Origin of the sequence: Pseudomonas poae RE*1-1-14, from assembly GCF_000336465.1 — a bacterium.
Classification (GTDB): Bacteria; Pseudomonadota; Gammaproteobacteria; order Pseudomonadales; family Pseudomonadaceae; genus Aquipseudomonas; species Aquipseudomonas poae.
In genome coordinates, this window is the sequence record NC_020209.1 from 5,051,523 (window position 1) to 5,075,108 (window position 23,586).

The window sequence follows — 23,586 nt, forward strand, 5'->3', positions numbered from 1 at the left end:
AGCTGTCTCTTATGAAAACCCCATTGTGGTTCCCACAAAGTTTCTTCTCGCGCACCCTTTGGCTGGTGTTGATCGTCGTTCTGTTTTCCAAGGCACTCACACTGGTTTATCTGCTGATGAACGAGGACGTGCTGGTTGACCGGCAATACAGCCACGGCGTCGCGCTGACGCTGCGTGCCTACTGGGCGGCCGACCCCGAAAACCGCGAGAAGATCGCCAAGGCCGCCACGCTGGTGCGTGTTGCCGGTGCGGGCGTGCCGGAGGGCGAGCAACATTGGCCCTACAGCGAAATCTATCAGCGCCAGATGCAGGCCGAGCTCGGTGAAGACACTGAGGTGCGCTTGCGCATGCATGTGTCGCCAGCCCTGTGGGTGCGTGCGCCGAGTCTGGGTGAAGACTGGCTGAAGGTACCGCTGTATCCGCACCCGTTACGCGGGCAGAAGATCTGGAACGTGCTCGGCTGGTTCCTGGCGATCGGTTTGCTCTCCACCGCCTCTGCGTGGATTTTTGTGCGTCAGCTCAACCAGCCGCTTAAACGCCTGGTATTCGCCGCCCGCCAGCTCGGTCAGGGACGCAGCGTGCGCCTGCCGGTGAGTGACACACCCAGCGAGATGACCGAGGTGTACGGCGCGTTCAATCAGATGGCGGAAGACGTCGAACAGGCCGGGCGCGAGCGGGAGCTGATGCTGGCGGGGGTATCCCATGACCTGCGTACGCCGCTGACGCGTTTGCGGCTGTCTCTTGAATTGATGGGCAACCACACCGATCTGACGGACGACATGGTCCGCGACATTGAGGACATGGATGCGATTCTGGATCAGTTCCTGGCGTTTATCCGCGATGGCCGTGATGAAGTCGTTGAAGAAGTCGATCTGACCGACCTGGTGCGTGAAGTCGTGGCGCCCTACAACCAGAACGGCGAACAGGTGCGCATGCGCCTTGAGCCGATCCAGCCCTTTGCGTTGCGCAGGGTTTCGATGAAGCGCCTGCTCAATAACCTGATCGGCAATGCCTTGCACCATGCCGGTTCCGATGTGGAGGTGGCGGCATATGTGTCCGGGGATAGCACGGCGCCCTACGTGGTGCTGAGCGTGATGGACCGTGGCGCCGGTATCGATCCCGCCGAACTGGAAGGCATTTTCAACCCGTTCACCCGCGGCGACCGTGCCCGTGGCGGCAAGGGCACCGGGCTGGGACTGGCTATTGTGCGGCGAATTGCATCGATGCATGGCGGCAATGTTGAGCTGCGCAACCGTGCGGACGGTGGGCTGGAGGCACGGGTGCGTTTGCCGCTTGGTTTGATGCTGCCCCGAGATGCGGTCTAACCAACAACACTGATTGAAAATGTGGGAGAGGGCTTACTCCCACATTTGGTTTTATGGTGTGTCAGAGGAGGAGGGGTTTCAGCCCTTGCCTTTGGTCCGGGTCATATTCGGTCCACCATTCTTTTCCAGATGTTGAATGATGATCCCCGCCACATCCTTGCCCGTGGTGGTTTCGATTCCCTCCAGGCCTGGCGATGAGTTCACCTCCATTACCAGGGGGCCATGGTTGGAGCGCAGGATATCCACACCCGCCACGGCCAACCCCATCACCTTCGCTGCGCGCAATGCGGTCATGCGTTCTTCCGGGGTGATCTTGATCAGGCTGGCGCTGCCGCCACGGTGCAGGTTGGAGCGGAATTCGCCCGGCTTGGCCTGGCGCTTCATCGCGGCAATCACCTTGTCGCCCACCACGAAGCAGCGAATATCCGCGCCACCGGCTTCCTTGATGTACTCCTGCACCATGATGTTCTGCTTGAGGCCCATGAACGCCTCGATCACCGACTCGGCGGCAGTCGCCGTTTCGCACAGCACCACGCCGATGCCCTGAGTGCCCTCCAGCACCTTGATCACCAGTGGTGCACCGTTGACCATCTCGATCAAGTCGGGGATGTCGTCGGGCGAGTGGGCAAAACCGGTGACCGGCAGGCCGATACCCCGGCGCGACAGCAGTTGCAGTGAGCGCAACTTGTCCCGCGAGCGGGCAATGGCCACGGACTCATTCAGGGGGAACACCCCCATCATTTCAAACTGGCGCAGCACCGCGCAGCCGTAGAAGGTCACCGATGCGCCGATACGCGGGATCACTGCATCAAACCCTTCCAGGGGCTTGCCCCGGTAGTGGATCTGCGGCTTGTGGCTGGCAATGTTCATATAGGCACGCAACGTGTCGATCACCACCATTTCGTGGCCACGTTCGGTACCGGCCTCAACCAGGCGGCGGGTGGAATACAGACGCGGGTTTCGCGACAGCACAGCGATCTTCATGCAGCACCTGGGACAGAAATGGTAGAGACCGGGAACACCGGCTTGTCTTGAACGTACTTGACGCCGGGACTGACCACCAATTGGCCGTCAATCAGCGCCTTGGAGCCCAGCAACAGGCGGTAACGCATGGCCTTGCGGCAAGCCAGGGTGAACTCCACCCGCCATACCCGATCACCCAGCGCCAGCGTGGTGCTGATCACGTATCGCACCTGCGCGTGGCCGTTGGAGCTCTTGATGGTCTTCATGGTCACCAACGGCGCCTCGCAGCGCCGATGACGCAGTTGCACGACCGTGCCCAGGTGCGCGGTAAAACGTACCCACTGCGCACCATCGCGCTCAAACGGCTCGATATCGGTGGCGTGCAGGCTTGAGGTACTGGCACCGGTGTCGATCTTCGCGCGCAGGCCCGCCACTCCCAGGTCGGGAAGGGCCACCCATTCACGCAGACCCACAACGGTCAAATGGTCAAATGTCTTCAATATAGATAACCGGTCAATTCGCCCAGGCTTGAGGAGCAACCTTGGCCAGGGCGTTGAATGCGGGCCTGGCGAACCAGTAGCCCTGCATCAGAAATATTCCACAGTCGGACAGGAAGTCGCGCTCGCCGGCACTTTCGATGCCTTCAGCGATGACAGTAACCCCCAACTGCTCACAGATTGTGACAATTCCCCGGACGATCACCTGACGGACACGGTCCTTGTCGATATCGCGGATCAGCGCCATGTCGAGTTTGATCAGGTCAGGTTGGAAATCGGCCAGCAGATTCAGCCCCGAATAGCCCGCGCCGAAATCGTCGATGGCGGTCTTGAAGCCGAATTCGCGGTATTCACGCAGAATATTCGTCAAATGGCGATAGTTATCGACGTACTCGCTTTCCACCGTCTCGAAAATCAGCCGGTTTAGCGGGAAATTGTGCGCCCGGGCCGCGTCCAGAGTGCTGCGAATACACAGCTCAGGGCGGTACACGGCGTTGGGCATGAAATTGATCGAAAGATTGCTTTGCATATCCAGCGCCGCAGCGCGGGCGATGGCCTGGGTGCGGCAGCGCTGGTCGAAGCGGTAGCGATTGCTGTCATTGACCTGGTTCAGTACCGAGAGGGCGCCTTCACCCTGAGGGCCTCGCACCAGCGCCTCGTGGGCAAAAATGGAATGATCGCGCAGGTCTACGATAGGCTGGTAGGCGAAGGCAAAGTCAAAGCTCAGTGGTTCGCTTTGCTGGCAACCCACGCAACGCTGGTTGGGCGAGGTGAGTGAAGTGGGGAAGTCGGTCACAGCGTATCCTCGCGAAAACAGGGTGCTACCCGGCGTATCTTAGGTGAGCCTTGGGATTTATGCGTCGAAGGGTTTCGACGGTAAGGTTGCGACATTTTTCAGAGCGGGGAATTCAAGTGGCTCAAAAGCAGGAAGAGGAAGAAAAGGTCCGTTTGGACAAGTGGCTGTGGGCGGCGCGATTCTATAAAACCCGCGCCCTGGCCAAGGCTGCCATCGAAAGCGGCAAGGTGCACCATCGGGGCGAGCGCTGCAAGCCGGGCAAGGAACCGCGTGTTGGCGACGAGTTTCAGATTCGTACAGGGTTTGATGAAAAAACCATTGTGGTGCAGGCGCTTTCCATCGTACGTCGTGGCGCTCCCGAAGCGCAGGCACTGTACGCCGAGACCGAGGCCAGCATCGCCAAGCGTGAAAACGCTGCAGCCATGCGCAAGGCCGGGGCGTCAGGCCTGACCACGGATGGCAAGCCGAGCAAGAAGCAGCGTCGCGATCTGTTCAAGTTTCGCGGCAGCGGCAATGACGACTGATTGCGCTGATCTCGTGGTTCAAATGTGGGGGAGGCTTGCTCCCGATGGCGGTGTATCAGTCACCTATGCATGAACTGACAATCCCTCATCGGGAGCAAGCCCCCTCTCACATTACATACTCGGCGTTACGCAGTTTGTCGTATGACACTCAATCGCCCGATCACCGGCAGCTTACCCAGCAACCCGAAGATCGGCGCCGTCACGCGCAGCAACGCCCCCGACACCTTCGCCGCAAACGGTGTGTAATACCCCCACCCCAATGCCAGCAACGCCAGCAACACGCCGCCGATATAGTCGTCCTGCCCCCAGTGCGCGCCCGCCACCAGGCGCGGCATCATGAACAGCAGCGCCAGGCCCCAGATCACCAGCACCTGGCCGATGCTGCGGGCAAACACGGTCATGAACATGCCCCAGATCAGCAGCACCGACGCATGGTCCCCCGGGAAACTCTGGCTCGAACGGTCCTTCAGCTCCCAGGTTTTCTCAAGCCCTGGGAAGTAGTCGCTCATCTGCACGGCACCGCCGATCACCATCGACGGGCTGCTGTGCTGCCAGCCCATGTGCGCGGCGAGTTTGGAAAACAGCATGCGGATAAACAATAGCAACAGCAGAATGCCGAGAAAGCCAAAGAACGCCTGGCGTACCTGCACCGCCTTGAATACCCAGTCACCGCGAACCAGCAGGGCCAGCAAAATCAGCCCAACCACCGCATCAAACGGGCGCAGACTGGCCACGGCCCACACATGCAGCCAGGTTGCGCTGGTCGCCAGCGGATCATTGAGCAGGTGAAACAGCCATTCGTCGAAAAACACACATAGCATCTGGCCCGTGGGCCACAGCCAAAAACACAGCAGTCCGATAGCGAGTAGATTGCAAAGAGCCCATCGCCGGAGGTTCCACTTTGCTTGGAACAAACCCGGATTGTTCATAAACTGTCCCTCTTCGCTCTAGTAAGTTCTCTGTTTCCAGGAGAAAACCGCACCAAGATGGTGCTAAAGCGTTTAATTTTATAAATTTTGTAATCATTTTGTCATCAATTCAGATACCCAAACCTATGACTGATCTACCGGATACCGACTTCACTCAACGCTTCATCTTCGACGAGAGCGACGCCCGCGGCGAACTGGTCTCGCTGGAGCGCAGCTATGCCGAAGTCCTCGCCAAGCACGCCTATCCGGAGCCGGTTGCGCAACTGCTCGGTGAGTTGATGGCGGCCGCGGCGTTGCTGGTGGGCACCATGAAGTTCGATGGTTTACTGATTTTGCAGGCCCGCTCCGATGGCCCTATTCCCTTGCTGATGATCGAGTGTTCCAGCGAGCGCGACATCCGGGGCCTGGCCCGTTACGACGCCGACCTGATCGCCCCTGACGCCACGCTGAGCGACCTGATGCCCAACGGCGTGCTGGCGTTGACGGTGGACCCGACTGTGGGGCAGCGTTATCAAGGCATTGTCGACCTCGACGGCGACACGCTGTCGGACTGCTTCACCAATTATTTCGTGATGTCCCAGCAAGTCGGCACCAGGTTCTGGCTTAACGCCGACGGCAAGCGCGCTCGTGGCCTGCTGCTGCAACAACTGCCGGCCGATCGCATCAAGGATGACGATGACCGTGCCGAAAGCTGGCGCAATCTCACCGCCCTGGCCGGCACCCTCACGGCTGAAGAGCTGCTGGGCCTGGACAACCCGACCATCCTGCACCGCCTTTATCACGAAGAAGCCGTGCGCCTGTTCGACCCGCAAACGCTGCGCTTCCACTGCAGCTGCTCGCGCGAGCGTTCTGGCAACGCGCTGGTCAGCCTGGGCCTGGAAGATGCACAGAATCTGGTGGTCGAACACGGTGGCCATATCGAAATCGACTGCCAGTTCTGTAACCAGCGTTATCTTTTCGATGCGGCCGATGTTGCTCAATTATTCGCCGGCGCAGGCATCGACACCCCTTCCGACACCCGCCACTAAAACGTTTAAGCACAGGTAAATCACCTGAGAAATGCCGAGATAGCGCTGTTCTGACGGGAGGGCCCTACTCTTTTTGGGCTTTTCTGGCATAATCCGGCCCACTTTTTTCGCGGTAGTAGTGCGCAACTTTCTACTACAAAACGTTTGGAGCACTCGGCCATAGGCCGACGGGGAACCTCATGACGCAAGCCAACAACGCCGTATACACCGATCTGAGTGTTGACGATCTGGTTAAAGAAGCCCTGAGCCGCGGTGAAGGCGAGCTTGCCGATACTGGCGCGCTGGTCGTACGTACCGGTCACCGCACCGGCCGTTCGCCGGTCGACCGTTTCATCGTTGAAGAGCCTTCTACTCAAGACGCTATCGCTTGGGGCCCGATCAACCGCAAGTTCCCGGCCGACAAGTTCGATGCCCTGTGGAGCCGCGTGGAAGCATTCAACAACGCGCAAGAGCACTTCGTTTCCCATGTTCACGTAGGGGCCGCAGAAGACCACTACCTGGCCGTGAAAATGACCACCCAGACTGCCTGGCAGAACCTGTTCGGTCGCTGCCTTTTCATCAACCCGGCGCAGTACAACCCGGCCGGTCGTGAAGAATGGCAAGTGCTCAACGTGGCCAACTTCGAGTGCGTGCCAGAGCGTGACGGCACCAACTCCGACGGTTGCGTGATCCTCAACTTCGCGCAGAAAAAAGTCCTGATCGCCGGCATGCGCTACGCCGGTGAAATGAAGAAAGCCATGTTCTCGGTGCAGAACTTCCTGCTGCCGGCCTCCGATGTGCTGCCGATGCACTGCGCCGCCAACATCGGCGAAGCAGGCGACGTGACTCTGTTCTTCGGCCTGTCGGGCACCGGCAAGACCACCCTGTCCGCCGACGAAAGCCGTTACCTGATCGGTGACGATGAACACGGTTGGGGTGAAGGCGTGGTGTTCAATATCGAAGGCGGTTGCTATGCCAAGTGCATCGACCTCTCCGAGAAGAACGAGCCGGTGATCTGGAAAGCCATCAAGCACGGTGCGGTGCTGGAAAACGTCGTGATCGACGACGCCAAGCACGCCGACTATGCCGATGTCAGCCTCACCCAGAACAGCCGCGCGGCCTACCCGCTGGAGCACGTTGCCAAGCGTTCCGAGAAGAACCTGGGTGGCGAGCCTAACGCTGTGATCTTCCTCACCTGCGACCTGACCGGCGTACTGCCGCCCGTGTCGATCCTCAGCGAAGAACAAGCGGCCTACCACTTCCTGTCCGGCTACACCGCGCTGGTGGGTTCGACCGAAATGGGCTCGGGCGGCGGCATCAAGTCGACCTTCTCCACCTGCTTCGGCGCGCCGTTCTTCCCGCGCCCGGCCGGCGAATACGCGGAGCTTCTGATCAAGCGCATCCGCGGTTTCGGTTCCAAGGTTTACCTGGTCAACACCGGCTGGACCGGTGGCGGCTACGGCGTTGGCAAGCGCTTCAACATCCCGACCACTCGCGGCGTGATCGCAGCCATCCAGAGCGGCGCGTTGATCGGTGCCGAGACCGAGCACCTGGACACCATCAACCTGGACGTGCCGTTGGCGGTGCCGGGTGTTGAGACTGGGCTGTTGAACCCTCGCAATACCTGGGCTGACAAGGCTGCTTATGACGAAGCGGCGAAGGCGCTGGCAGGGTTGTTTGTCGAGAACTTCAAGAAGTTTGAAGTGAGTGATGCAATCAAGGCGGCGGGTCCCAAGTTGTAAGACTCGATCGTAATGAAAAAGCCGCCCTTATCGGGCGGCTTTTTTGTGCCCGATCGCCAGGTCGTTAGGGATCAGGTGTGGGAGGGAGCTTGTTCCCGATAGCGGTATGTCATTCAAATGTTCGCTGACTGACACTCTGTCATTGCGAGCAACCCCCTCCCACAGTTTGTGGCGCACTTAACTCAGGTTTTCCAGCGTCTGCGTGTCCCAGCTGTGGGTCTTGATAGCCAGGTAGAGCATGCCGATGGTCAGCGGGATTTTTTCCCCACGGCCTTTGGCGCGGTGTTTGAAGAAGACATCAAACACTGGCGGCTGGAAGTAACGGTAGGCATCGTAGTCGCCCAGGTCGACGGCGAAATCCTGCTCCAGCGTCTCCATCAGTTGCCTGGCTTCGCCGCCATCGCAGCCCAGGTCGAGATTGATCGCGGTTTGCAGGCGAAGGGTTTTATGTTGCGGCAATCCGATTTCTTCGTGCAGCAGTTGCAGGAGTTGCTGCATATCGGAGTCTTCGGGGAAGTTTGGGGCCAGGTTCATGTTGGAGGTTCGCAGAAGTGGGTGAGCATGACGTCGTCGACGATATATGGCTCGTGTGATCAAGGCAGAAATTATCAGGAAGAGAGCCAGACTGATCCAGAAGCTATATTCAGTCATTGAAGCAGCCGCCCCGGCGTTGCCGGATCATCCTTGAAGGGCGAATCACGGCAAATTTGAAACCGTAACGGCCGTTGTGTTGAGTCCTTTCGATGTTCACGGGCTTTACCGAGAAAGTGGAGAGGACGTTAGTTTCGGTCAGAAAGAGGGATATTCAATAGAGGGGTAAGCAGGTGTTTTTTGCAGTTTGGGAAGCGGATTGCGCGGTATTTCGTCCTTTCCTACAGTGATTGCCGGCATCTTCAGCTTAGCGTCGATCTTTCGATCAGCACTGCCCAACCATGGGAACGATCATGGCGTTGCCGGTGTGCTTATGCAGCGCTTGAAAATCGTTTCCAGCCCCCTGTAATCACACGCCACCGCGTCGATGTTCGCAGGTATCCACGCTGCGTCTTTTACCAGCCACCAGTTCACCGAGAATCCCGCATTTACGATGATTTGTTCAAACAGGATCCGTTGCGCCCGGCCATTGCCTTCGCGAAAAGGATGGATGACGTTGAGGTCGCCATAAACTTCAGCGATTTGAGTCACCAGGTCAGCCTGGGTGGCGCCGACAAACCAGTTCGCCTCTTCCATATGCCGAATAATCTTTTCCGCTTCCGGGGCGATACGCTCGGGCGTGCAGAATAGCGTGTCGCCTTTCTGGATATTGACGCTGCGCAGCTCACCGGCCCAGTCGTAAATATCGCCAAATAAAGTGCGGTGGATGTTTTGCAGGCGATCAAGGTCGTAGGGCGGCGGGAAGAGGGGAAGATTACCTATGGCGATTTCGGACAATTCCCGCTCGGCTTCATGCAAGCGTACTTCATCGAGCAAATCGAGACGGTTGCGCAGGACGTTGCTATCGGGATAGCAGTAAGGATCCTGGCCCACCCCGTATTTGTCGAGCATCAGCGCGGGGTATTGCGGTACTTGGCAAGGACGGCTTCGCGAGTGGGCAGCGGTTTGTCGACGTCCGCCGGCTGGGTATCGAACCCCTCCAGGCGCAGGCTGGCCAAGTAATTGGAACGGCGGATCTTGTGGTAATGATCCTGTTTTTGCTCAAACGTCAGTTCGCTCATCGCAGCGTACTCCTAGATAGCAAGGCTTGATTGTAGCGCAATGCGTCTGCGCGAAGGCAGTCTTTGGATAGGCAAGATGTGGTAGTTGTTCCTACAAGCTTGCGCGAATAGTCCTGCTTTCCACCACGCTGTGTATCATCCTGTCTCTTTTTTTCCATGCGACCTTTCTCGATTCGCTGACCCGGGTGAGCTACGTTTTTAAGCCACCCTCAGCGGTCAATGGAGTGACAGCCTATGCACGACACCCTCCAGCAGGTCTTTGGTTATCCACAGTTTCGTTCGGGCCAGCAGGAGGCAGTGAGCGCCGTGCTGGCCGGGCGCTCGGCGGCTGCAATTTTCCCCACCGGTTCCGGTAAGTCCCTGTGCTATCAGCTGTCGGCGGTTCTGCTCCCGCACCTGACGCTGGTGGTTTCACCGCTGCTGGCGTTGATGCAGGATCAGTTGGGCTTTCTGCAGCGCCACGGTATTTCAGCCGGTAGCATCGATTCGGCGCAGAGTCGCGAGGATGCCAATGAGGTGATGGCGCGGGCGCGCTCCGGTGAGCTGAAAATCCTGATGATTTCCGTAGAGCGCTTGAAGAACGAGCGTTTTCGCAACTTTCTGCAAAGTGTGCAGATCTCGCTGCTGGTGGTGGACGAAGCGCACTGCATTTCCGAGTGGGGCCATAACTTCCGTCCGGACTATCTGAAGCTGCCGGACTACCAACGCCAGTTCAATATCCCGCAAGCCCTTCTGCTGACGGCTACAGCAACACCCAAGGTGATTGCCGACATGCAGGCCAAGTTCGCCATTGCGCCGAGCGATGTGATTACCACGGGCTTCTATCGGCCCAACCTCAACCTGCTGGTAGAGCCGGTCGGCGGCGTGAACAAGCGCCAACGTCTGGTGCAGTGGATGAGCGAGCGGACCCGCCAGCCGAGTATCGTCTACGTCACCCTGCAAAAAACCGCCGAGCAGATCGCTGAGCACCTGAACCGCAACGGTATCCAGGCCGAGGCATATCACGCCGGGTTGCCGCACGATAAACGCGAGGGCATCCAGCAGCGATTCATGGGCGGGCGCTCCAACTGCATCGTCGCTACCATCGCGTTCGGCATGGGTATCGACAAGAGTGATATCCGCAACGTGGTGCACTTCGACCTGCCCAAGTCCATCGAGAACTACAGCCAGGAAATCGGCCGCGCAGGACGTGACGGGCAGCCATCGGACTGCCTGGTGCTGGCCAACCGTGACAGCCTCAATGTGCTGGAAAATTTTGTGTACGGCGACACGCCGGAGCAAGAGGGAATCCGCCGTGTGCTGGAGGAGTTGCAGGCTTCACGCAGCGAGGGGCAGTGGGAGTTCCTGCTGCGCTCGTTGTCGGACCATAGCAATATCCGTGAGCTGCCGCTCAAGACCTTGCTGGTACAACTCGAACTCAAGGGCGTGATCGCGCCGCGCTATGCTTTTTATGCCGAGTACCGTTTTAAATACCTGATTGAGCCGCAGGCTTTGCTGGCGCGTTTTTCCGGCGAGCGGCAGCAGTTTGTCGCGGCGATCATCCAGGTGTGTAAACGCGCCAAAACCTGGGCGACGGTGGATTTCGACGTGCTTTATCAACAGCACGGCGCTGAGCGCAACCGGGTGGTGAAGGCACTGGATTATTTCCAGGAGCAGGGGCTGATTGAACTGGAGAGCAAGCAGATGACCGAGGTCTACAGTTTGCTGAACACGGATTTCGACCCGCAGGTATTGAGCGCCGAGTTATACACAGGCTTCAAGCAGCACGAGGTAACGGAAGTGGCGCGTATTCACGCCATGCTTGATCTGTTCGCCACCGAATATTGCCTCGGTCATCGTCTGGCGCAGTATTTTGGCGATGACCAGGCGCCGCAACGCTGTGGAAACTGTTCGGTATGCCACGGCCATATCGCGCATTTGCCACCGCCGCCGAGCCTGCCGGCGCTTGTGGATAAAAACTTCATGGGCCTGTGCAGTGATTTTATCCACAGGCACCATGAACACACCGGCGACTTGCTGGGCGCCGAACGGCTCGCGCGCTTCCTCGGCGGAATCAGCGTGCCGTTGTTTACCCGGTTGAAGGCGCGCAGCATTCCCGGGTTCGCCGCGCTGGAGGACTATCCCTACGCAGAGGTACGCAAGTGGGCCGAGGCTCATTTGCAGGACCTGTAAACAGACACCTTGAAGAGACTTGCCAATGCCTGACTCAGTGCCACAACGCGCCGATTACGCTCACTTCCAGCCGATCATCACACGCTGGCACGACAATGATGTGTATGGACATGTGAACAACGTCACCTACTACAGCTTTTTTGACACGGCGGTGAATACCTACCTGATCGAGCAGGGCGGGTTGGACATTCACGACGGCGAGGTGGTGGGTTTTGTGGTGAGTTCAGCCTGTGATTATTTTGCGTCGATTGCCTTTCCCGAGCGCATCGAAATCGGCCTGCGGGTGGGCAAGTTGGGCAACAGCTCGGTGCAATATGAGTTGGCGGTATTCAAGGCCGGCGAGGAAGAGGCCTGTGCGGCGGGGCGGTTCGTGCATGTCTTCGTGGATCGGGCTTCGAACCGGCCTGTGATGATCCCGCAGACGCTGCGCGAGGCGCTGCAGCGTTTGCTTGCTTAGGCGAAACACCCTCTAGGCGGATGTGAGAGGAAGCACGCTCCTCCCACATTGGATGTGCGGTGGCCTTGAGCCCTCAGCGGTGAAGATGATGATGCTTGCGATGCCCATAGGCATGGCCACGGCCGCGATGGTCATCACGGTCATAACGACGGTTATCGCGTCCACGGTAACGACGATCATCGTTATCGCTCTTGTTGCCCATGTAGTTGCCCAGCGCGCCCCCGGCACCACCGCCGGCGGCTGCGCCCACCAGGCTGCCGGTGTTGCCGCCTACACTGCGACCTACCACGTTGCCACCGGCCGCGCCCAATGCACCGCCGATGGCGGCTTCGCCACGGCTGCGCTTGTCGGCACCCACGGCGCTGCCGCCTGCGCCGCCCAAGGCTGCACCGATGGCCGAACCTGTGTTGCCGCCGATCTGCTGGCCTACGACCGAACCCAGAACCCCACCCAATGCGCCGCCCACACCGGCTTCGGTGGTGCCACCCGCCATGGCTGCGCCGCTGACGAGGCTAAAGGACAGCAAGAGAATCGAGGAGAACTTCATAGGGAGACCTCAAGAGGATGACGCCGCGATCCTGAGGTCGCAGGAGAATGCTGACAATCGAAATCCGACCAGTGGCAATAGTTGTATACAATTCGCTAACTTGCTGTTTTATATAGGGAACTTAAGTCGTTTTGACCAGTCTCTATCTACTTCGGAACGGCCGCTTTTATGCAAAAAGCGGCCTTTTTTGTGCCTGTAATTTATGCAGTGCGGGCCATGATCAACCCGTTGTCACTCGCCGCTTCCAGGCGGATCGCCACGAATTTCGAGGTCGGCGTATGGCTGCCGTCCCCGGTGCTTTCCAGCGGCACCAGCGGGTTCACTTCCGGGTAATACGCGGCGGCCTGACCCGCCGGAATATCAAAGGCCAGCAGAGTGAAGCCCTTCACGCGGCGTTCACGGCCGTCTTCCCACAGCGACACAATGTCGGCCTTCTGCCCCGGCTTGAAGCCCAGGCGGATGATGTCTGCTTCGTTGACGAACAGTACGTCACGCTGGCCTTTCACTCCGCGATAACGATCATCCAGGCCATAAATGGTGGTGTTGTACTGATCGTGGGAGCGCATCGACTGCATGATCAGGTCCGGCACGCGGCCTGTGGCGTGAGTGCGTTCGTGGATCAGGTCTTTGGGCAGAATGTTGGCGCGGAAGTTGGCGCGGCCCAATGGGGTGTTCCAGCGACGTGCGCCGGCCGAGTTGCCGAGGTAGAACCCGCCTGGGTGCTTGATGCGTTCGTTGAAATCCTTGAAGCCTGGAATGGTGTCGGCGATCAGGTCGCGAATGCGCCCGTAGTCGGCCACCAGCCAGTTCCAGTCCACCGGCTTGCTGCCCAGGGTGGCGGCGGCGATGCCAGCGATGATCGCAGGCTCCGATTTCATCAGCTTCGACAGCGGTTGCAACTGGCCATTGGAGCCGTGAACCATGCTGAACGAGTCTTCCACCGTCACCGCCTGGGGGCCGTCGGCCTGGATGTCGATGTCGGTGCGGCCCAGGCACGGCAAAATGAGTGCGTCCTTACCGTGCATCAAATGGCTGCGGTTGAGCTTGGTGCTGATCTGCACCGTCAGGTCGCAGTTGCGCAGCGCTTCGAAGGTGCGCGAACTGTCCGGCGTGGCCTGGGCAAAGTTACCGCCCAGGGCGATGAAGACTTTGGAGCGGCCTTCGAGCATGGCGTGAATCGCTTCCACCACGTTGTGGCCGTTTGTGCGCGGCACCTGGAACTGGAAACGACGCTCCAGGGAATCCAGAAACGCGACCGGCGGGCGCTCGTTGATGCCCATGGTGCGGTCGCCCTGCACGTTGCTGTGGCCACGCACCGGGCACAGGCCGGCGCCTGGGCGGCCGATGTTGCCGCGCAGCAGCATCAGGTTGGCGATTTCCTGGATGGTCGGCACCGAGTGGCGATGCTGGGTGATGCCCATCGCCCAGCACATGATCACGTTCTTGCCCTTGGCGTACATGCGCGCGGCTTGCTCGATCTCGACCAGGGTAAGCCCTGACTGCTCGACGATTTCATCCCACGAGGTGTCGTCGATCTTGCCCAGGTAGTCGAGCACGTTGGCGGTGTGTTCGTTGAGGAAGTCATGGTCGAACACCGCTTCCTTGCCTTCGGCCTGCGCCTGGCGTTCCCACAGCAGCAGGAACTTGGCCATGCCGCGCAGGATGGCCATGTCGCCGCCCAGCGCCGGGCGGAAGTAAGCAGTGTTGGTGGGCTTGTCACCGTTGGTGAGCATTTCCAGCGGATGCTGCGGGTGCTGGAAGCGTTCGAGGCCGCGCTCTTTGAGCGGGTTGATGCACACCACCTGGGCGCCGCGTTTAACCGCTTCACGCAGAGGTTCGAGCATGCGCGGGTGGTTGGTGCCGGGGTTCTGGCCCCACACGAAGATCGCATCGGCATGTTCGAAGTCATCGAAGGTCACGGTGCCTTTGCCGACGCCCACGCTTTGCGCCAGGGCCACGCCGCTGGCCTCGTGGCACATGTTCGAGCAATCCGGGAAATTATTGGTACCGTAGGCGCGCACGAACAGCTGGTACAGGTATGCGGCTTCGTTGCTGGCACGGCCCGAGGTGTAGAACTCGGCCATGTCCGGGCTGGGCAGGGCGTTGAGGTGCTTGCCGATCAGGTCGAATGCCGCTTCCCAGCTGACTGGCTGATAGCGGTCGGCTTCGGCGTTATAACGCATCGGCTCGGTCAGGCGGCCCTGGTATTCGAGCCAGTAGTCGCTCTGCTCCAGCAGCGCGGTGACGCTGTGCCTGGCAAAGAATGCCGGATCGACACGGCGCTTGGTGGCCTCCCAGTTGACCGCCTTGGCGCCGTTTTCGCAGAACTTGACCATGCCGCTTTCCGGCGAGTCACCCCAGGCGCAGCCAGGGCAGTCAAAGCCGCCGTTCTGGTTGGTCTTGAGCATCATGCGCAGGTTTTTCAACGCATTATCGCTGGTCAACCATGCCTGGGCTACGCTGATCAGCGCGCCCCAGCCGCCCGCCGGGCCTTTGTAGGGCTTGTAGCGCGGGGTCGGGGTTTGGTCGGCTTGATGATGATTGCTCACGGCTGGTTCTCCATCGCGGGGCTGTAGACCCGCGGCGCACTTTTCTGCGGCAGGTGGATGAGATTGAGGTTGTGCCGGCGTGCCCATTGCAGGGCCAGTCCGGTGGGCGACGACAGGCTGACCAGGGTCTGGATGCCTGCACGCAGCACTTTTTGAATCAATTCGAGGCTGCAACGACTGGTGACAATCGCCAGGCCGCCGTCGGTCGGGATTTTTTGGCGGATCAGTGCACCGATCAACTTGTCGAGGGCGTTATGCCGGCCGATGTCTTCACGGCCCAGCAGCAACTCGCCCTGGCCGTTCATGAACACTGCCGCGTGCACGGCGCCGCTGTGCTGGCCCAATGGCTGAAATGCGCTGATGCGTTGACGCAGGCCGTCCAGCCAGTCAGCAGGCGGTAACGGCGCGCCCGGCAGCACGTTGAGGTCCGGCAAGGCTTGTTCTACCGCTTCGACGCCGCACAACCCGCAGCCGCTGGTGCCGGCCAGTTGTCGGCGCTGCTGCTTGAGGTTCCAGAACGCACGGCTGGAAATCTGCACCTCGGCGTACTGCGCCGAACCCGAGCCACTGAGTTTGAGGTCATAAATGTCGCTGACGTCGGCAATGATGCCGCTGCCCAAGCTGAAGCCGACGATAAAGTCTTCCAAGTCCGTTGGCGTCACCAGCATCACGGCTTGGCTGATGTCGTTGTAGGCGATGGCCAACGCCACTTCTTCGGCCAGCGCGGTGCTGGCCACTTCTGTGTGTTCAAGATTGCAGAACTGGTAGCTCTGGCTGGCGACGGGCGCAGGCGTGTCGAGAGCGGGCGCCGCGCAGACCGGGTGCTTGGCGTTCATGGGGCAATACCATCGGCGGATTGGTCAGTGCTTAGACTAGGCGCGACAAAGCGTCGCGTCTAATCGCCAGTACTGATCTGTCGATAGATGGCGTCGATCAAGAGGCTGTCGGCGATTTCTGAAACAGTGCGAAGCAGGCCTCTGCCAAGGCCGAGCGCGGTGCACTGCGCCGCATGATCAACCCCAGGCGCGCGAGGGTGTGGGCATCTTCGATAGGTTGCAGGCGCAAATGCTCGGTGAGCGCATCCAGACCGCCCTCCAGAGGCATCACCGCGCAACACAGCCCGCCGTGCACCGCTTGCAGCAACTGATGAACGGCGTCGGTCTGCAACAGCGGTTGTGGGTTGAGGCCGCGGCTGTGGAAGTTGTGGTCGATGGACTGGCGAAAGTGCATGCCGCTGGTAAGCATGCCCAGGGGCAGTTCTATCAGCGATTCCCAGCTCAACGGCGTATCGCCGAAGCTGAAGAAACGTTGATCGTAGAGCAGACCCATGCGCGTTTCGCCGAGGGCCAGGGAGTCGAAGCGTTCGGTGTCCAGACGCTCCAGGTACGACACGCCAAGGTCCAACCGATTGTTCGCCAGTTGCTCCAGGATCTGTTCGGAGCTGAGGGCCGACAGTTCAAAACGCAGGCTGGGGTGTTCCTTGTGCAATTGCTGCATCAGCGCCAGGGGGTCAAAGCTCGACAGCGGCACCACGCCCAGACGTAGCGTACCCACCAGATTGCCTCGACAGGCCGCCGCTTCGGCCTGCAAGCCGTCATACGCCGCCAGCACGGTACGGGCCCAAGCCAGCACACGTTCGCCGGGGGCGGTGAAGCCTTCGAAACGCTGCCCGCGATTGACCAGCGGCAGGTCCAGCTCTTCTTCCAGGCTGCGCAGTCGCATCGACAGGGTCGGCTGGGTGATGTGGCAACGCGCCGCCGCTTGGCCGAAGTGACGGGTTTCGTCGAGGGCGATGAGGAATTTCAGCTGTTTGATGTCCATCTTCGCTCCGAGGCTTATTCCAATGGCGGGGGGATTCTAGCGCGTTTGGGTCTGTGCTCGGGCCGGAACCCATGTCGGCAGGGCGGGTCTAGTCTTGGGCATCTGGAAATCAAATCCCGAATCCCAAGGAGAGCGCACCATGAGTCTTTTAAGCTTTGTCAAGGAAGCAGGCGAGAAGTTGATCGACCTGCTGACGCCCGGTAATGCCAACGCCAGCGAGCAATTGAAAGAGCATGTGGCCAAGGTCGGCCTGGGCAATCCCAATGTGCAAACCACGGTAGACGGCGACAAGGTAACCGTGACGGGCGAGGTGGCGACTCAGGAAGAGAAAGAAAAGATCCTGCTGGCATTGGGCAACATTGCCGGTGTGGCGAGTGTGGATGATCAGATCACCGTATCCGGTCCGGTGGTGGCTGCCGCCCGTTTCGTTGTGGTGAAAAAGGGCGACACCCTCAGCGCGATTTCCCTGGCGGTGTACGGCAACGCCAACCAGTACAACAAAATTTTCGAGGCTAACAAGCCGTTGTTGTCGCATCCGGACAAAATCTACCCAGGCCAGACCCTGCGTATTCCCGAGTAATACGCAAATCAAAAAGGTGGGAGGGGGCTTGCTCCCTCCCACAGTGGTTTAGAGCCCGGCGATGAGGTCGCGGTAGTCTTCGACTGCAGAAAATTCTGCGGTGTCCTTGGGCCCCTTCCTGCTGTCCGGCTCTTTCACCGCCAGCAAATGTCCCACGCCGAAATCCCGCGCGCTGCGCAGAATCGGTAAGGTGTCATCGATAAACAGACTGCGGGCAGGGTCGAAGCCGATGTCGGCCTGCAAGGCGTCCCAGAACTGCGGGTTTTCCTTGGCGAAACCATAGTCGTGTGAGCTGATCAACCGCTCGAAATACGGCGCCAGCTCGATGCGCTCCAACTTCAACGATAACGAGTCACGATGGGCGTTGGTGATCATGATCACCCGCTTGCCGGCCTGTTTGATCGCCGCCAGGAAGGTGTCGGCATCCGGGCGCAGGGCGATCAGGTCGGCGGTTTCCAGCTTGAGTTCGCGCACCGGCAGTTTCAATTCGGCGCTCCAGAAGTCCAGGCAATACCATTGCAATTGTCCGGCGTTACGCTCGAACAACGGCTGCAGCTCCATCTCGGCCATGGCCCGACTCACCCCGTGCAGGTCGGCGTAGCGTTGTGGCAGGTGCTCCATCCAGAAGTGGTTGTCGTAATGCAGGTCGAGCAGGGTGCCGTCCATGTCCAGCAGGACAGTGTCGATGGCGTGCCAGGGTAAAGCGGGCATGGGGCGGTCTCATGTAAGTAAAGATATCCGACACAGACAATCGGAAAAGCCACGGTATAGTAACCCGATCACGCCAAGGAGCCTCTCATGCGCCAGAAACCCACCGTCCTCGCCCGCGAAATCGTCGCCAGTAGCCGTTTGTTCCGCGTGGAGGAAGTGCAATTGCGCTTCTCCAACGGCGTTGAACGGACTTACGAGCGTCTGGTCGGACGCGGCGCCGGTTATGGCGCGGTCATGATCGTGGCGATGATCGATGCGGATCATGCGCTGCTGATCGAGGAATACTGTGGCGGGACCGACGAATATGAGCTGTCGTTGCCCAAGGGTCTGATCGAACCTGGCGAGGACGTACTGGCGGCGGCAGATCGCGAGCTCAAGGAGGAGGCGGGCTTTGGTGCGCATCAGTTGGAGCACATCACCGAGTTGTCGTTGTCGCCTGGCTACATGAGCCAGAAAATTCAGGTGGTACTGGCCACCGACCTGTACGAAGAACGCCTGGAGGGCGATGAGCCCGAGCCGATGCGTGTAGACCGGATCAACCTGCGCGAGCTGTCGCAACTGGCGCAAAACGAGCAGTTCAGCGAAGGCCGCGCATTGGCCGCGCTTTACCTGGTACGAGACCTGTTGACCCAGCGAGGAGCCTTCAGCGCATGAGCGAACTGTTTTTAGGTCACCCGTTGATTGCCCCCGTGATCGAGCTGGCACGCCAGGCCGGCGACGTGATCCTGCCGTATTGGCGCGCCGATGTGGCGGTCACTGCCAAGGCGGATGACTCGCCGGTGACGGCGGCGGACCTGGCCGCTCACCACCTGATTCTCGCCGGCCTGACTGCGCTCGACCCCAGCATTCCCGTACTGTCCGAAGAGGACGCCGATATCGACCAGAGCGTGCGCGCGTGTTGGCAGCGCTGGTGGCTGGTGGACCCGCTGGATGGCACCAAGGAGTTCATCAGCGGCAGTGAAGAATTTACCGTCAACGTGGCGTTGATCGAACAGGGTCGCGTGGTGTTTGGCGTGGTGTCGATGCCTACCAGCGGTCGTTGCTACTTCGGTGGCGCAGGCCTGGGCGCGTGGCGTTCGGATGTAAACGAAGCGCCCCGGCAGATCCAGGTGCGCAAGACCCCGGCTGCGGGCGAAGCGTTTACCGTCGTCGCCAGCCGCCGCCACAGCAGTCCCGAGCAGGAGCGTTTGCTGGACGGCTTGAGCCAGGGCTTGGGTGAGTTGAAGCTGGCGAATATCGGCAGCTCGTTGAAGTTCTGCCTGTTGGCTGAAGGCAGCGCCGATTGTTACCCACGGCTGGCGCCCACGTCGCAGTGGGACACGGCGGCGGCCCAAGGTGTACTGGAAGGCGCGGGCGGCGAGGTGTTGGAGTTGAGCGGCGAGCGGTTCAGCTATCCGGCGCGGGAATCGTTACTGAACCCATTTTTTTTGGCGTTGCCGGCGCAGGCGGCGTGGCGTGAGCGCCTGTTGAGCCTGGCCAGATCCTGAATCCTCTGAACAATCAAAATGTGGGAGGGGACCAGCTCCCTCTCACAGGGATTTTTTGGTGGGGCCGCTAGCGGTGCAGCACGTACTGGCCGGTAAACGCCACGGCCCGCTCTTCACTGCCTTCGTTCAACACCCACGTATCCAATGTCAGCCGCGCCCGCCCGTGGCGTTTGTAGGTCGCCAGGAAGCGCTGCCACACCTTTTCCTCCGGCGGCCCGCACACTACGGTCGCATCCCGGGTTACCGGCAGCGGATAACTGATCTGCCCCTCCTGAATCACGATATGCCCGTCTTCAATGCCATTACGGCGCAATTGCAGGTGCAGCCAGCCCCAGCCCGCCAGCACGGCGCCGCAGTACAGGCTGCCGCCAAACATGGTGCTTTTGTGGTTGATATTGGCCTGCAACGGCATGCGCAACCGTAGTTGGTCCTGTTGCCAGTCGACGACCTTGAGGCCCATTTCCCGAGTGAGCGGGATGTCGTGGTGCAGGACGGATTCCAAATAACTGCTATCGCTTGGCATGTCAGCCTCCTGGCGGTTGGGGCGGGTCATTCGTCGTCGGTGCTGTGGCTGGCGCTGTCGGCGAAGTTCAGGCCGTGCTTGCGCAGTTTGTCGTGCAAGGTCTTGCGCGGTAAGCCCAACGCTTCGGCAAGGCTGCGCAGGGAGCTGTGGGGACGTGTGAGTTCGGCGGCGATCAGGCTTTTTTCGAACTGCTCGACCTGTTCGCTCAATCCGCCCGGTGTGGACGTCAGCACGCTAATGGCAGGGTTATCCGGCGTGTTGTCCAGTGCCAGTTCCAGGCCCAGGGCGAAGCGCTCGGCAGCGTTCTGCAATTCGCGCACGTTGCCCGGCCAGCTATGGCGCAACAGCAACGCGCGTTGGCCCGGTTGTAGTTCGTGCAGCGGCAGGCCGTGGCGGCTGCTGGCCTCGTCGGCGAAGTGCTGGAACAGCATCAACGCATCCTCACCGCGCTCGCGCAGCGGCGGAATGCGCAGCGGCGCAACATTGAGGCGGTAATACAAGTCAGCGCGAAAGCGCCCCTGGTCGGCGGCTTGGCGCAGGTCTTCCTTGGTGGCGGCGATGATGCGGATGTCCAACGGGATCAACTGGTTGCCGCCCAGGCGCTCGACTACGCGCTCCTGCAACAGGCGCAACAGCTTGACCTGCACATCCAGGCTCATGCTTTCGATCTCATCCAGAAACAGCGTGCCGCCGTTGGCGAATTCGAACTTGCCGATCCGACGTTTCTGCGCGCCGGTGAACGCGCCCGGTTCATGGCCGAACAGTTCGCTTTCAACCACCGATTCGGCCAGGGCCCCGGCGTTGATCGCCACGAACGGCCCGCTGCGCCGGCTCGACAGGTCGTGCAGCGCGCGGGCGACGACTTCCTTGCCGGCGCCGGTTTCGCCAAGGATCAGCACGTCGGCACGGGTCGCGGCCAGGGCGCCGATCTGCTCGCGCAGGCGCAGCATCTGCGGCGAGTGGCCCACCAGACGCGTGCTCAACTGCTGACGGTCACTGAGGGCCAGGCGCAGGCTGCGGTTGTCCAGCACCAGCCGGCGCAGGGCCAGCGCGCGGCGCACGCTGTCGAGCAGGGCGTCGCTGGCAAAGGGTTTTTCGAGAAAGTCATAGGCACCCGCGCGCATGGCTTGCACCGCCAGCGGCACATCGCCGTGGCCGGTGATCAGCAGCACCGGCAGGTCCGGGTCCTGGCCGTGCAGTTCGGCGAGCAACTCCAGGCCGTCCATGCCGGGCATGCGAATGTCGCTGACCACCACGCCTGGCCAATCGCGGGACAGGCGTGCGGTGAGGCCATTGGCTTCGCCCAGGGGCAGGACATTCAGCCCGGCCAGGTCCAGGGTCTGGCACAGAGCCTGACGCAGGTGTGGATCGTCGTCGATCAACACCACCTGGATCTGGTTATCGATACTCATACACTGCGGTCCTCGGACGGTTGCAGACTTACGCCCGGCGAGCCGGCGCGCAGTTTCAAGGTTAACAGCGCGCCGCCTTCCTTGTGATTGGCGAACAACAGTTCGCCGCCAAAAGCACGCATCAGGGTTTCGCAGATCGCCAGGCCCAGGCCGAGCCCCTGGGTGCGCGTCTTGGTGGTGTAGAACGGCTCACTGGCGCGGCCCAGGGCTTCCATGCAAAAGCCCGGGCCGTTGTCGCGGATGTACAGGTTGACGCCCTGCGCAGTGGTTTCGGCACTCAGCCACAGTCTGCGCGGCGGGCCCTTTTCGGTGAGAGCGTCCAGGGCGTTGGCCAGCAGGTTGCCCAGTACCTGGCGCAAGCGGGTTTCGCCGGCCTGCACCCACAAGGTGGCTTCCGGCAGGTCGCGGATCAGTTCCACCTCCATTGACCGACGCCGCTTGGCCAGCAACGCCAGTGCATCGTCGAGCGCCGGTTGCAGGGCCACACTCTCCGGCGCATGACGGTCGCGGCGGGCGAACGCGCGCAAATGGGCGATGATCGAGGCCATGCGCCCGGTCAGTTCGCTGATCAGCTTGAGGTTGCCACGGGCATCGCTGGTGCGTTCGTGATCAAGCAGGATTTCGGCGTTTTCCGCATAGCTGCGAATAGCCGCCAGGGGCTGGTTGAGTTCATGGCTGATGCTTGCCGACATAGTGCCCAGCGCCGAGAGTTTGCCGGCCTGCACCAGGTCATCCTGGGCGCGTACCAGTTCCTGCTGGGCGTGCTCGCGTTCCAGCACTTCCTGTTTGAGGCGCCTGTTCAGGCCTTCAAGGTCACTGGTGCGTTCCACCACGCGCATTTCCAGTTCGCGGCGCGCCTTGGCTTCGAAGGCAATGCGCTCCAGGTAATGGCGACGGCGCTGCATCAGCAGCCCAAGCAGGAGCATCAGCACCAGCAGCGCGGCACCGCCCACCGCCACCACGGTGCGTACCGGGCGGTCGATCAAGGATTGCGGCGCGAGGATCTCCACGTTCCAGCCGGTCTCGGCGATGGCGGTGGACTGGCGCAGCCAGGCCGTATTGCTGAGGCTCAGCGGCTGCGGGTCGCGCGTGGGGTAGGGCTGGATGGCGCTGATGGCCTGGCGCTCTTCGGCGCTCAAGGGCCGCGTGGCGCGAAAGCGCCATTGCGGACGCGACGTGAGAATCACCACGCCGTTGTGGTCGGTCACCAGCAGTTGTTCCGGGGTGTTGCCCCACAGGCTTTCGGTGTGGTCCAGGTCGACCTTGACCACCAGCACGCCGATGACCCTGTCGCCATCGCGTACGGCGGCGGCGAAAAAATAGCCGCGCTTGGCCGAGGTGGTGCCCAGTCCGAAGAAGCGTCCCAGGCGCCCGGCCATGGCTTCACTGAAATACGGGCGGAACGAGAAGTTGCGCCCGACGAAGCTGTCCTGTTTGTCCCAGTTGGACGCGGCGAGGGTCTTGCCGGACGTGTCCATCAGGTACATCACTTCCGCCCCGGCCTGGGCGGCGACGTCTTTGAGCAGCAGGTTGGCGCCGGCCAGGTTGGTGCTGACCTCTGGCGCATCCAGCGCGGTACGCAAGGCCGGCAAGTCGCCGAGGATCTGCGGCAGCACCTCGTAGCGATGCAGCGTACCGAGCAGGTTAGCGACATAGAGGTCGAGGGTCTGACGGTTCTGCCCGGCCAGTTCGTTGCGGTAATAACGCTCGGCCAAGTGCTCCAGCGGCCACAACAGCGGCGCCAGGCACAACGCCAGCAGCGCCAGGCTGCGCCAGCGGGGTCTTCGCGGAAGGGGTGGAGTCATGTGAACTGTGCGCCTGTGGGTACAGGC

24 protein-coding genes are annotated in these 23,586 nt (G+C 60.7%); 9 read left to right on the forward strand and 15 right to left on the reverse strand.

All coding sequences use genetic code 11. The features are described 5' to 3' along the window. Positions 1-11 precede the first annotated feature (11 nt). Positions 12-1,325 (forward strand): ATP-binding protein, encoded by a 1,314-nt coding sequence (locus tag H045_RS22205; RefSeq protein WP_003236033.1) that lies wholly within the window; start codon positions 12-14, stop codon positions 1,323-1,325. Positions 1,326-1,403: 78 nt separating this feature from the next. Here H045_RS22205 and rimK read toward each other — a convergent pair whose 3' ends face one another. From rimK to rimA, 3 genes are read right to left on the reverse strand one after another with little or no spacing between them, the layout of a single operon-like run. Then, positions 1,404-2,309, reverse strand: coding sequence for a 30S ribosomal protein S6--L-glutamate ligase (gene rimK, locus H045_RS22210; RefSeq protein WP_003171022.1), 906 nt, complete (start codon positions 2,307-2,309; stop codon positions 1,404-1,406). Then, the gene (rimB, locus tag H045_RS22215; protein ID WP_003236030.1) at positions 2,306-2,788 is read right to left on the reverse strand and encodes a retropepsin-like aspartic endopeptidase RimB; all 483 of its coding nucleotides are present in this window, start codon (positions 2,786-2,788) and stop codon (positions 2,306-2,308) included. Before rimB ends, rimK begins: the two co-directional genes overlap by 4 nt. Positions 2,789-2,801: 13 nt before the next feature. Continuing rightward, positions 2,802-3,581 (reverse strand): S6 modification regulatory phosphodiesterase RimA, encoded by a 780-nt coding sequence (gene rimA, locus H045_RS22220; RefSeq protein ID WP_015373501.1) that lies wholly within the window; start codon positions 3,579-3,581, stop codon positions 2,802-2,804. Positions 3,582-3,697: 116 nt separating this feature from the next. Here rimA and H045_RS22225 point away from each other — a divergent pair, with 116 nt between their 5' ends. Next, positions 3,698-4,105: an RNA-binding S4 domain-containing protein gene (locus H045_RS22225; RefSeq protein ID WP_003236026.1), complete on the forward strand. Its 408-nt coding sequence runs from the start codon at positions 3,698-3,700 to the stop codon at positions 4,103-4,105. Between the two features lie 125 nt (positions 4,106-4,230). Here H045_RS22225 and H045_RS22230 read toward each other — a convergent pair whose 3' ends face one another. Further along, the gene (locus tag H045_RS22230; protein WP_041931558.1) at positions 4,231-5,034 is read right to left on the reverse strand and encodes a phosphatase PAP2 family protein; all 804 of its coding nucleotides are present in this window, start codon (positions 5,032-5,034) and stop codon (positions 4,231-4,233) included. Positions 5,035-5,159: 125 nt separating this feature from the next. Between H045_RS22230 and hslO the strand changes: the two genes are divergently transcribed. Together hslO and H045_RS22240 are read left to right on the forward strand one after the other, a co-directional pair. Next, entirely contained in the window at positions 5,160-6,062 is a 903-nt protein-coding gene (gene hslO, locus H045_RS22235) for an Hsp33 family molecular chaperone HslO (RefSeq protein ID WP_015373503.1), read from the forward strand. Positions 6,063-6,241: 179 nt separating this feature from the next. Continuing rightward, the gene (locus tag H045_RS22240) at positions 6,242-7,783 is read left to right on the forward strand and encodes a phosphoenolpyruvate carboxykinase (RefSeq protein ID WP_015373504.1); all 1,542 of its coding nucleotides are present in this window, start codon (positions 6,242-6,244) and stop codon (positions 7,781-7,783) included. A 177-nt stretch (positions 7,784-7,960) separates the two neighbouring features. Here the strand turns inward: H045_RS22240 and H045_RS22245 are convergent, their stop codons facing one another. The 3 genes from H045_RS22245 to H045_RS24860 form a co-directional block, all read right to left on the reverse strand. Continuing rightward, positions 7,961-8,317 (reverse strand): DUF1493 family protein, encoded by a 357-nt coding sequence (locus H045_RS22245; protein WP_015373505.1) that lies wholly within the window; start codon positions 8,315-8,317, stop codon positions 7,961-7,963. Between the two features lie 408 nt (positions 8,318-8,725). Further along, the gene (locus H045_RS22250; protein WP_015373506.1) at positions 8,726-9,325 is read right to left on the reverse strand and encodes a putative adenosine monophosphate-protein transferase Fic; all 600 of its coding nucleotides are present in this window, start codon (positions 9,323-9,325) and stop codon (positions 8,726-8,728) included. After that, positions 9,325-9,495, reverse strand: coding sequence for a YhfG family protein (locus tag H045_RS24860; RefSeq protein ID WP_003236014.1), 171 nt, complete (start codon positions 9,493-9,495; stop codon positions 9,325-9,327). The genes H045_RS22250 and H045_RS24860 overlap by 1 nt, the downstream gene beginning before the upstream one ends. A gap of 234 nt (positions 9,496-9,729) precedes the next feature. Here H045_RS24860 and H045_RS22255 point away from each other — a divergent pair, with 234 nt between their 5' ends. Together H045_RS22255 and H045_RS22260 are read left to right on the forward strand one after the other, a co-directional pair. Continuing rightward, a complete protein-coding gene (locus H045_RS22255) occupies positions 9,730-11,667 on the forward strand; it encodes a RecQ family ATP-dependent DNA helicase (RefSeq protein WP_015373507.1) in 1,938 nt (645 codons plus the stop codon). Between the two features lie 25 nt (positions 11,668-11,692). Then, the gene (locus H045_RS22260; RefSeq protein WP_015373508.1) at positions 11,693-12,124 is read left to right on the forward strand and encodes an acyl-CoA thioesterase; all 432 of its coding nucleotides are present in this window, start codon (positions 11,693-11,695) and stop codon (positions 12,122-12,124) included. A gap of 73 nt (positions 12,125-12,197) precedes the next feature. On the opposite strand, the gene H045_RS22265 is transcribed toward H045_RS22260, so the two are convergent. The 4 genes from H045_RS22265 to H045_RS22280 all read right to left on the reverse strand — a co-directional run bounded on the left by H045_RS22265 (position 12,198) and on the right by H045_RS22280 (position 17,041). Continuing rightward, complete coding sequence (locus H045_RS22265; RefSeq protein ID WP_015373509.1) at positions 12,198-12,671, reverse strand: glycine zipper domain-containing protein; 474 nt, start codon at positions 12,669-12,671, stop codon at positions 12,198-12,200. A 200-nt stretch (positions 12,672-12,871) separates the two neighbouring features. Next, on the reverse strand, positions 12,872-15,220 hold the full coding sequence (locus H045_RS22270) for an FdhF/YdeP family oxidoreductase (protein ID WP_015373510.1): 2,349 nt from the start codon (positions 15,218-15,220) through the stop codon (positions 12,872-12,874). Beyond that, positions 15,217-16,056: a formate dehydrogenase accessory sulfurtransferase FdhD gene (gene fdhD, locus H045_RS22275; protein WP_015373511.1), complete on the reverse strand. Its 840-nt coding sequence runs from the start codon at positions 16,054-16,056 to the stop codon at positions 15,217-15,219. The genes H045_RS22270 and fdhD overlap by 4 nt, the downstream gene beginning before the upstream one ends. A 97-nt stretch (positions 16,057-16,153) precedes the next feature. After that, positions 16,154-17,041: a LysR family transcriptional regulator gene (locus H045_RS22280; RefSeq protein WP_015373512.1), complete on the reverse strand. Its 888-nt coding sequence runs from the start codon at positions 17,039-17,041 to the stop codon at positions 16,154-16,156. Positions 17,042-17,180: 139 nt separating this feature from the next. Between H045_RS22280 and lysM the strand changes: the two genes are divergently transcribed. Further along, complete coding sequence (gene lysM / locus H045_RS22285) at positions 17,181-17,621, forward strand: peptidoglycan-binding protein LysM (protein ID WP_003235997.1); 441 nt, start codon at positions 17,181-17,183, stop codon at positions 17,619-17,621. Positions 17,622-17,669: 48 nt separating this feature from the next. Here lysM and yrfG read toward each other — a convergent pair whose 3' ends face one another. Then, entirely contained in the window at positions 17,670-18,332 is a 663-nt protein-coding gene (gene yrfG, locus H045_RS22290; RefSeq protein ID WP_015373513.1) for a GMP/IMP nucleotidase, read from the reverse strand. An 87-nt stretch (positions 18,333-18,419) separates the two neighbouring features. Here yrfG and nudE point away from each other — a divergent pair, with 87 nt between their 5' ends. Then, positions 18,420-18,986: an ADP compounds hydrolase NudE gene (nudE, locus tag H045_RS22295; protein WP_003235993.1), complete on the forward strand. Its 567-nt coding sequence runs from the start codon at positions 18,420-18,422 to the stop codon at positions 18,984-18,986. After that, positions 18,983-19,819, forward strand: a complete 837-nt coding sequence (gene cysQ, locus H045_RS22300) for a 3'(2'),5'-bisphosphate nucleotidase CysQ (RefSeq protein WP_003235991.1) — start codon at positions 18,983-18,985, stop codon at positions 19,817-19,819. Before nudE ends, cysQ begins: the two co-directional genes overlap by 4 nt. 67 nt (positions 19,820-19,886) lie before the next feature. On the opposite strand, the gene H045_RS22305 is transcribed toward cysQ, so the two are convergent. The 3 genes from H045_RS22305 to H045_RS22315 are packed head-to-tail and all read right to left on the reverse strand — an operon-like array spanning position 19,887 to position 23,559. Then, complete coding sequence (locus H045_RS22305; protein ID WP_015373514.1) at positions 19,887-20,342, reverse strand: thioesterase domain-containing protein; 456 nt, start codon at positions 20,340-20,342, stop codon at positions 19,887-19,889. A 26-nt stretch (positions 20,343-20,368) separates the two neighbouring features. Then, positions 20,369-21,754, reverse strand: coding sequence for a sigma-54-dependent transcriptional regulator (locus H045_RS22310; protein ID WP_003235988.1), 1,386 nt, complete (start codon positions 21,752-21,754; stop codon positions 20,369-20,371). Beyond that, the gene (locus tag H045_RS22315) at positions 21,751-23,559 is read right to left on the reverse strand and encodes a sensor histidine kinase (RefSeq protein WP_015373515.1); all 1,809 of its coding nucleotides are present in this window, start codon (positions 23,557-23,559) and stop codon (positions 21,751-21,753) included. The genes H045_RS22310 and H045_RS22315 overlap by 4 nt, the downstream gene beginning before the upstream one ends. Positions 23,560-23,586 lie beyond the last annotated feature (27 nt).

What these genes read in the sequence shown, in the direction of transcription:
- nudE (WP_003235993.1), top strand. Translation starts at nt 18,420, where the DNA reads ATGCGCCAGAAACCCACCGTCCTCGCCCGCGAAATCGTCGCCAGTAGC.
- H045_RS22240 (WP_015373504.1), top strand. Translation starts at nt 6,242, where the DNA reads ATGACGCAAGCCAACAACGCCGTATACACCGATCTGAGTGTTGACGAT.
- H045_RS22265 (WP_015373509.1), bottom strand. Translation starts at nt 12,671, where the DNA reads ATGAAGTTCTCCTCGATTCTCTTGCTGTCCTTTAGCCTCGTCAGCGGC.
- yrfG (WP_015373513.1), bottom strand. Translation starts at nt 18,332, where the DNA reads ATGCCCGCTTTACCCTGGCACGCCATCGACACTGTCCTGCTGGACATG.
- H045_RS22205 (WP_003236033.1), top strand. Translation starts at nt 12, where the DNA reads ATGAAAACCCCATTGTGGTTCCCACAAAGTTTCTTCTCGCGCACCCTT.
- H045_RS22305 (WP_015373514.1), bottom strand. Translation starts at nt 20,342, where the DNA reads ATGCCAAGCGATAGCAGTTATTTGGAATCCGTCCTGCACCACGACATC.
- hslO (WP_015373503.1), top strand. Translation starts at nt 5,160, where the DNA reads ATGACTGATCTACCGGATACCGACTTCACTCAACGCTTCATCTTCGAC.
- H045_RS22310 (WP_003235988.1), bottom strand. Translation starts at nt 21,754, where the DNA reads ATGAGTATCGATAACCAGATCCAGGTGGTGTTGATCGACGACGATCCA.
- rimK (WP_003171022.1), bottom strand. Translation starts at nt 2,309, where the DNA reads ATGAAGATCGCTGTGCTGTCGCGAAACCCGCGTCTGTATTCCACCCGC.
- H045_RS22250 (WP_015373506.1), bottom strand. Translation starts at nt 9,325, where the DNA reads ATGCTCGACAAATACGGGGTGGGCCAGGATCCTTACTGCTATCCCGAT.
- H045_RS22230 (WP_041931558.1), bottom strand. Translation starts at nt 5,034, where the DNA reads ATGAACAATCCGGGTTTGTTCCAAGCAAAGTGGAACCTCCGGCGATGG.
- cysQ (WP_003235991.1), top strand. Translation starts at nt 18,983, where the DNA reads ATGAGCGAACTGTTTTTAGGTCACCCGTTGATTGCCCCCGTGATCGAG.
- H045_RS22260 (WP_015373508.1), top strand. Translation starts at nt 11,693, where the DNA reads ATGCCTGACTCAGTGCCACAACGCGCCGATTACGCTCACTTCCAGCCG.
- fdhD (WP_015373511.1), bottom strand. Translation starts at nt 16,056, where the DNA reads ATGAACGCCAAGCACCCGGTCTGCGCGGCGCCCGCTCTCGACACGCCT.
- lysM (WP_003235997.1), top strand. Translation starts at nt 17,181, where the DNA reads ATGAGTCTTTTAAGCTTTGTCAAGGAAGCAGGCGAGAAGTTGATCGAC.
- H045_RS22280 (WP_015373512.1), bottom strand. Translation starts at nt 17,041, where the DNA reads ATGGACATCAAACAGCTGAAATTCCTCATCGCCCTCGACGAAACCCGT.
- H045_RS22255 (WP_015373507.1), top strand. Translation starts at nt 9,730, where the DNA reads ATGCACGACACCCTCCAGCAGGTCTTTGGTTATCCACAGTTTCGTTCG.
- H045_RS22315 (WP_015373515.1), bottom strand. Translation starts at nt 23,559, where the DNA reads ATGACTCCACCCCTTCCGCGAAGACCCCGCTGGCGCAGCCTGGCGCTG.
- H045_RS22245 (WP_015373505.1), bottom strand. Translation starts at nt 8,317, where the DNA reads ATGAACCTGGCCCCAAACTTCCCCGAAGACTCCGATATGCAGCAACTC.
- H045_RS24860 (WP_003236014.1), bottom strand. Translation starts at nt 9,495, where the DNA reads ATGAGCGAACTGACGTTTGAGCAAAAACAGGATCATTACCACAAGATC.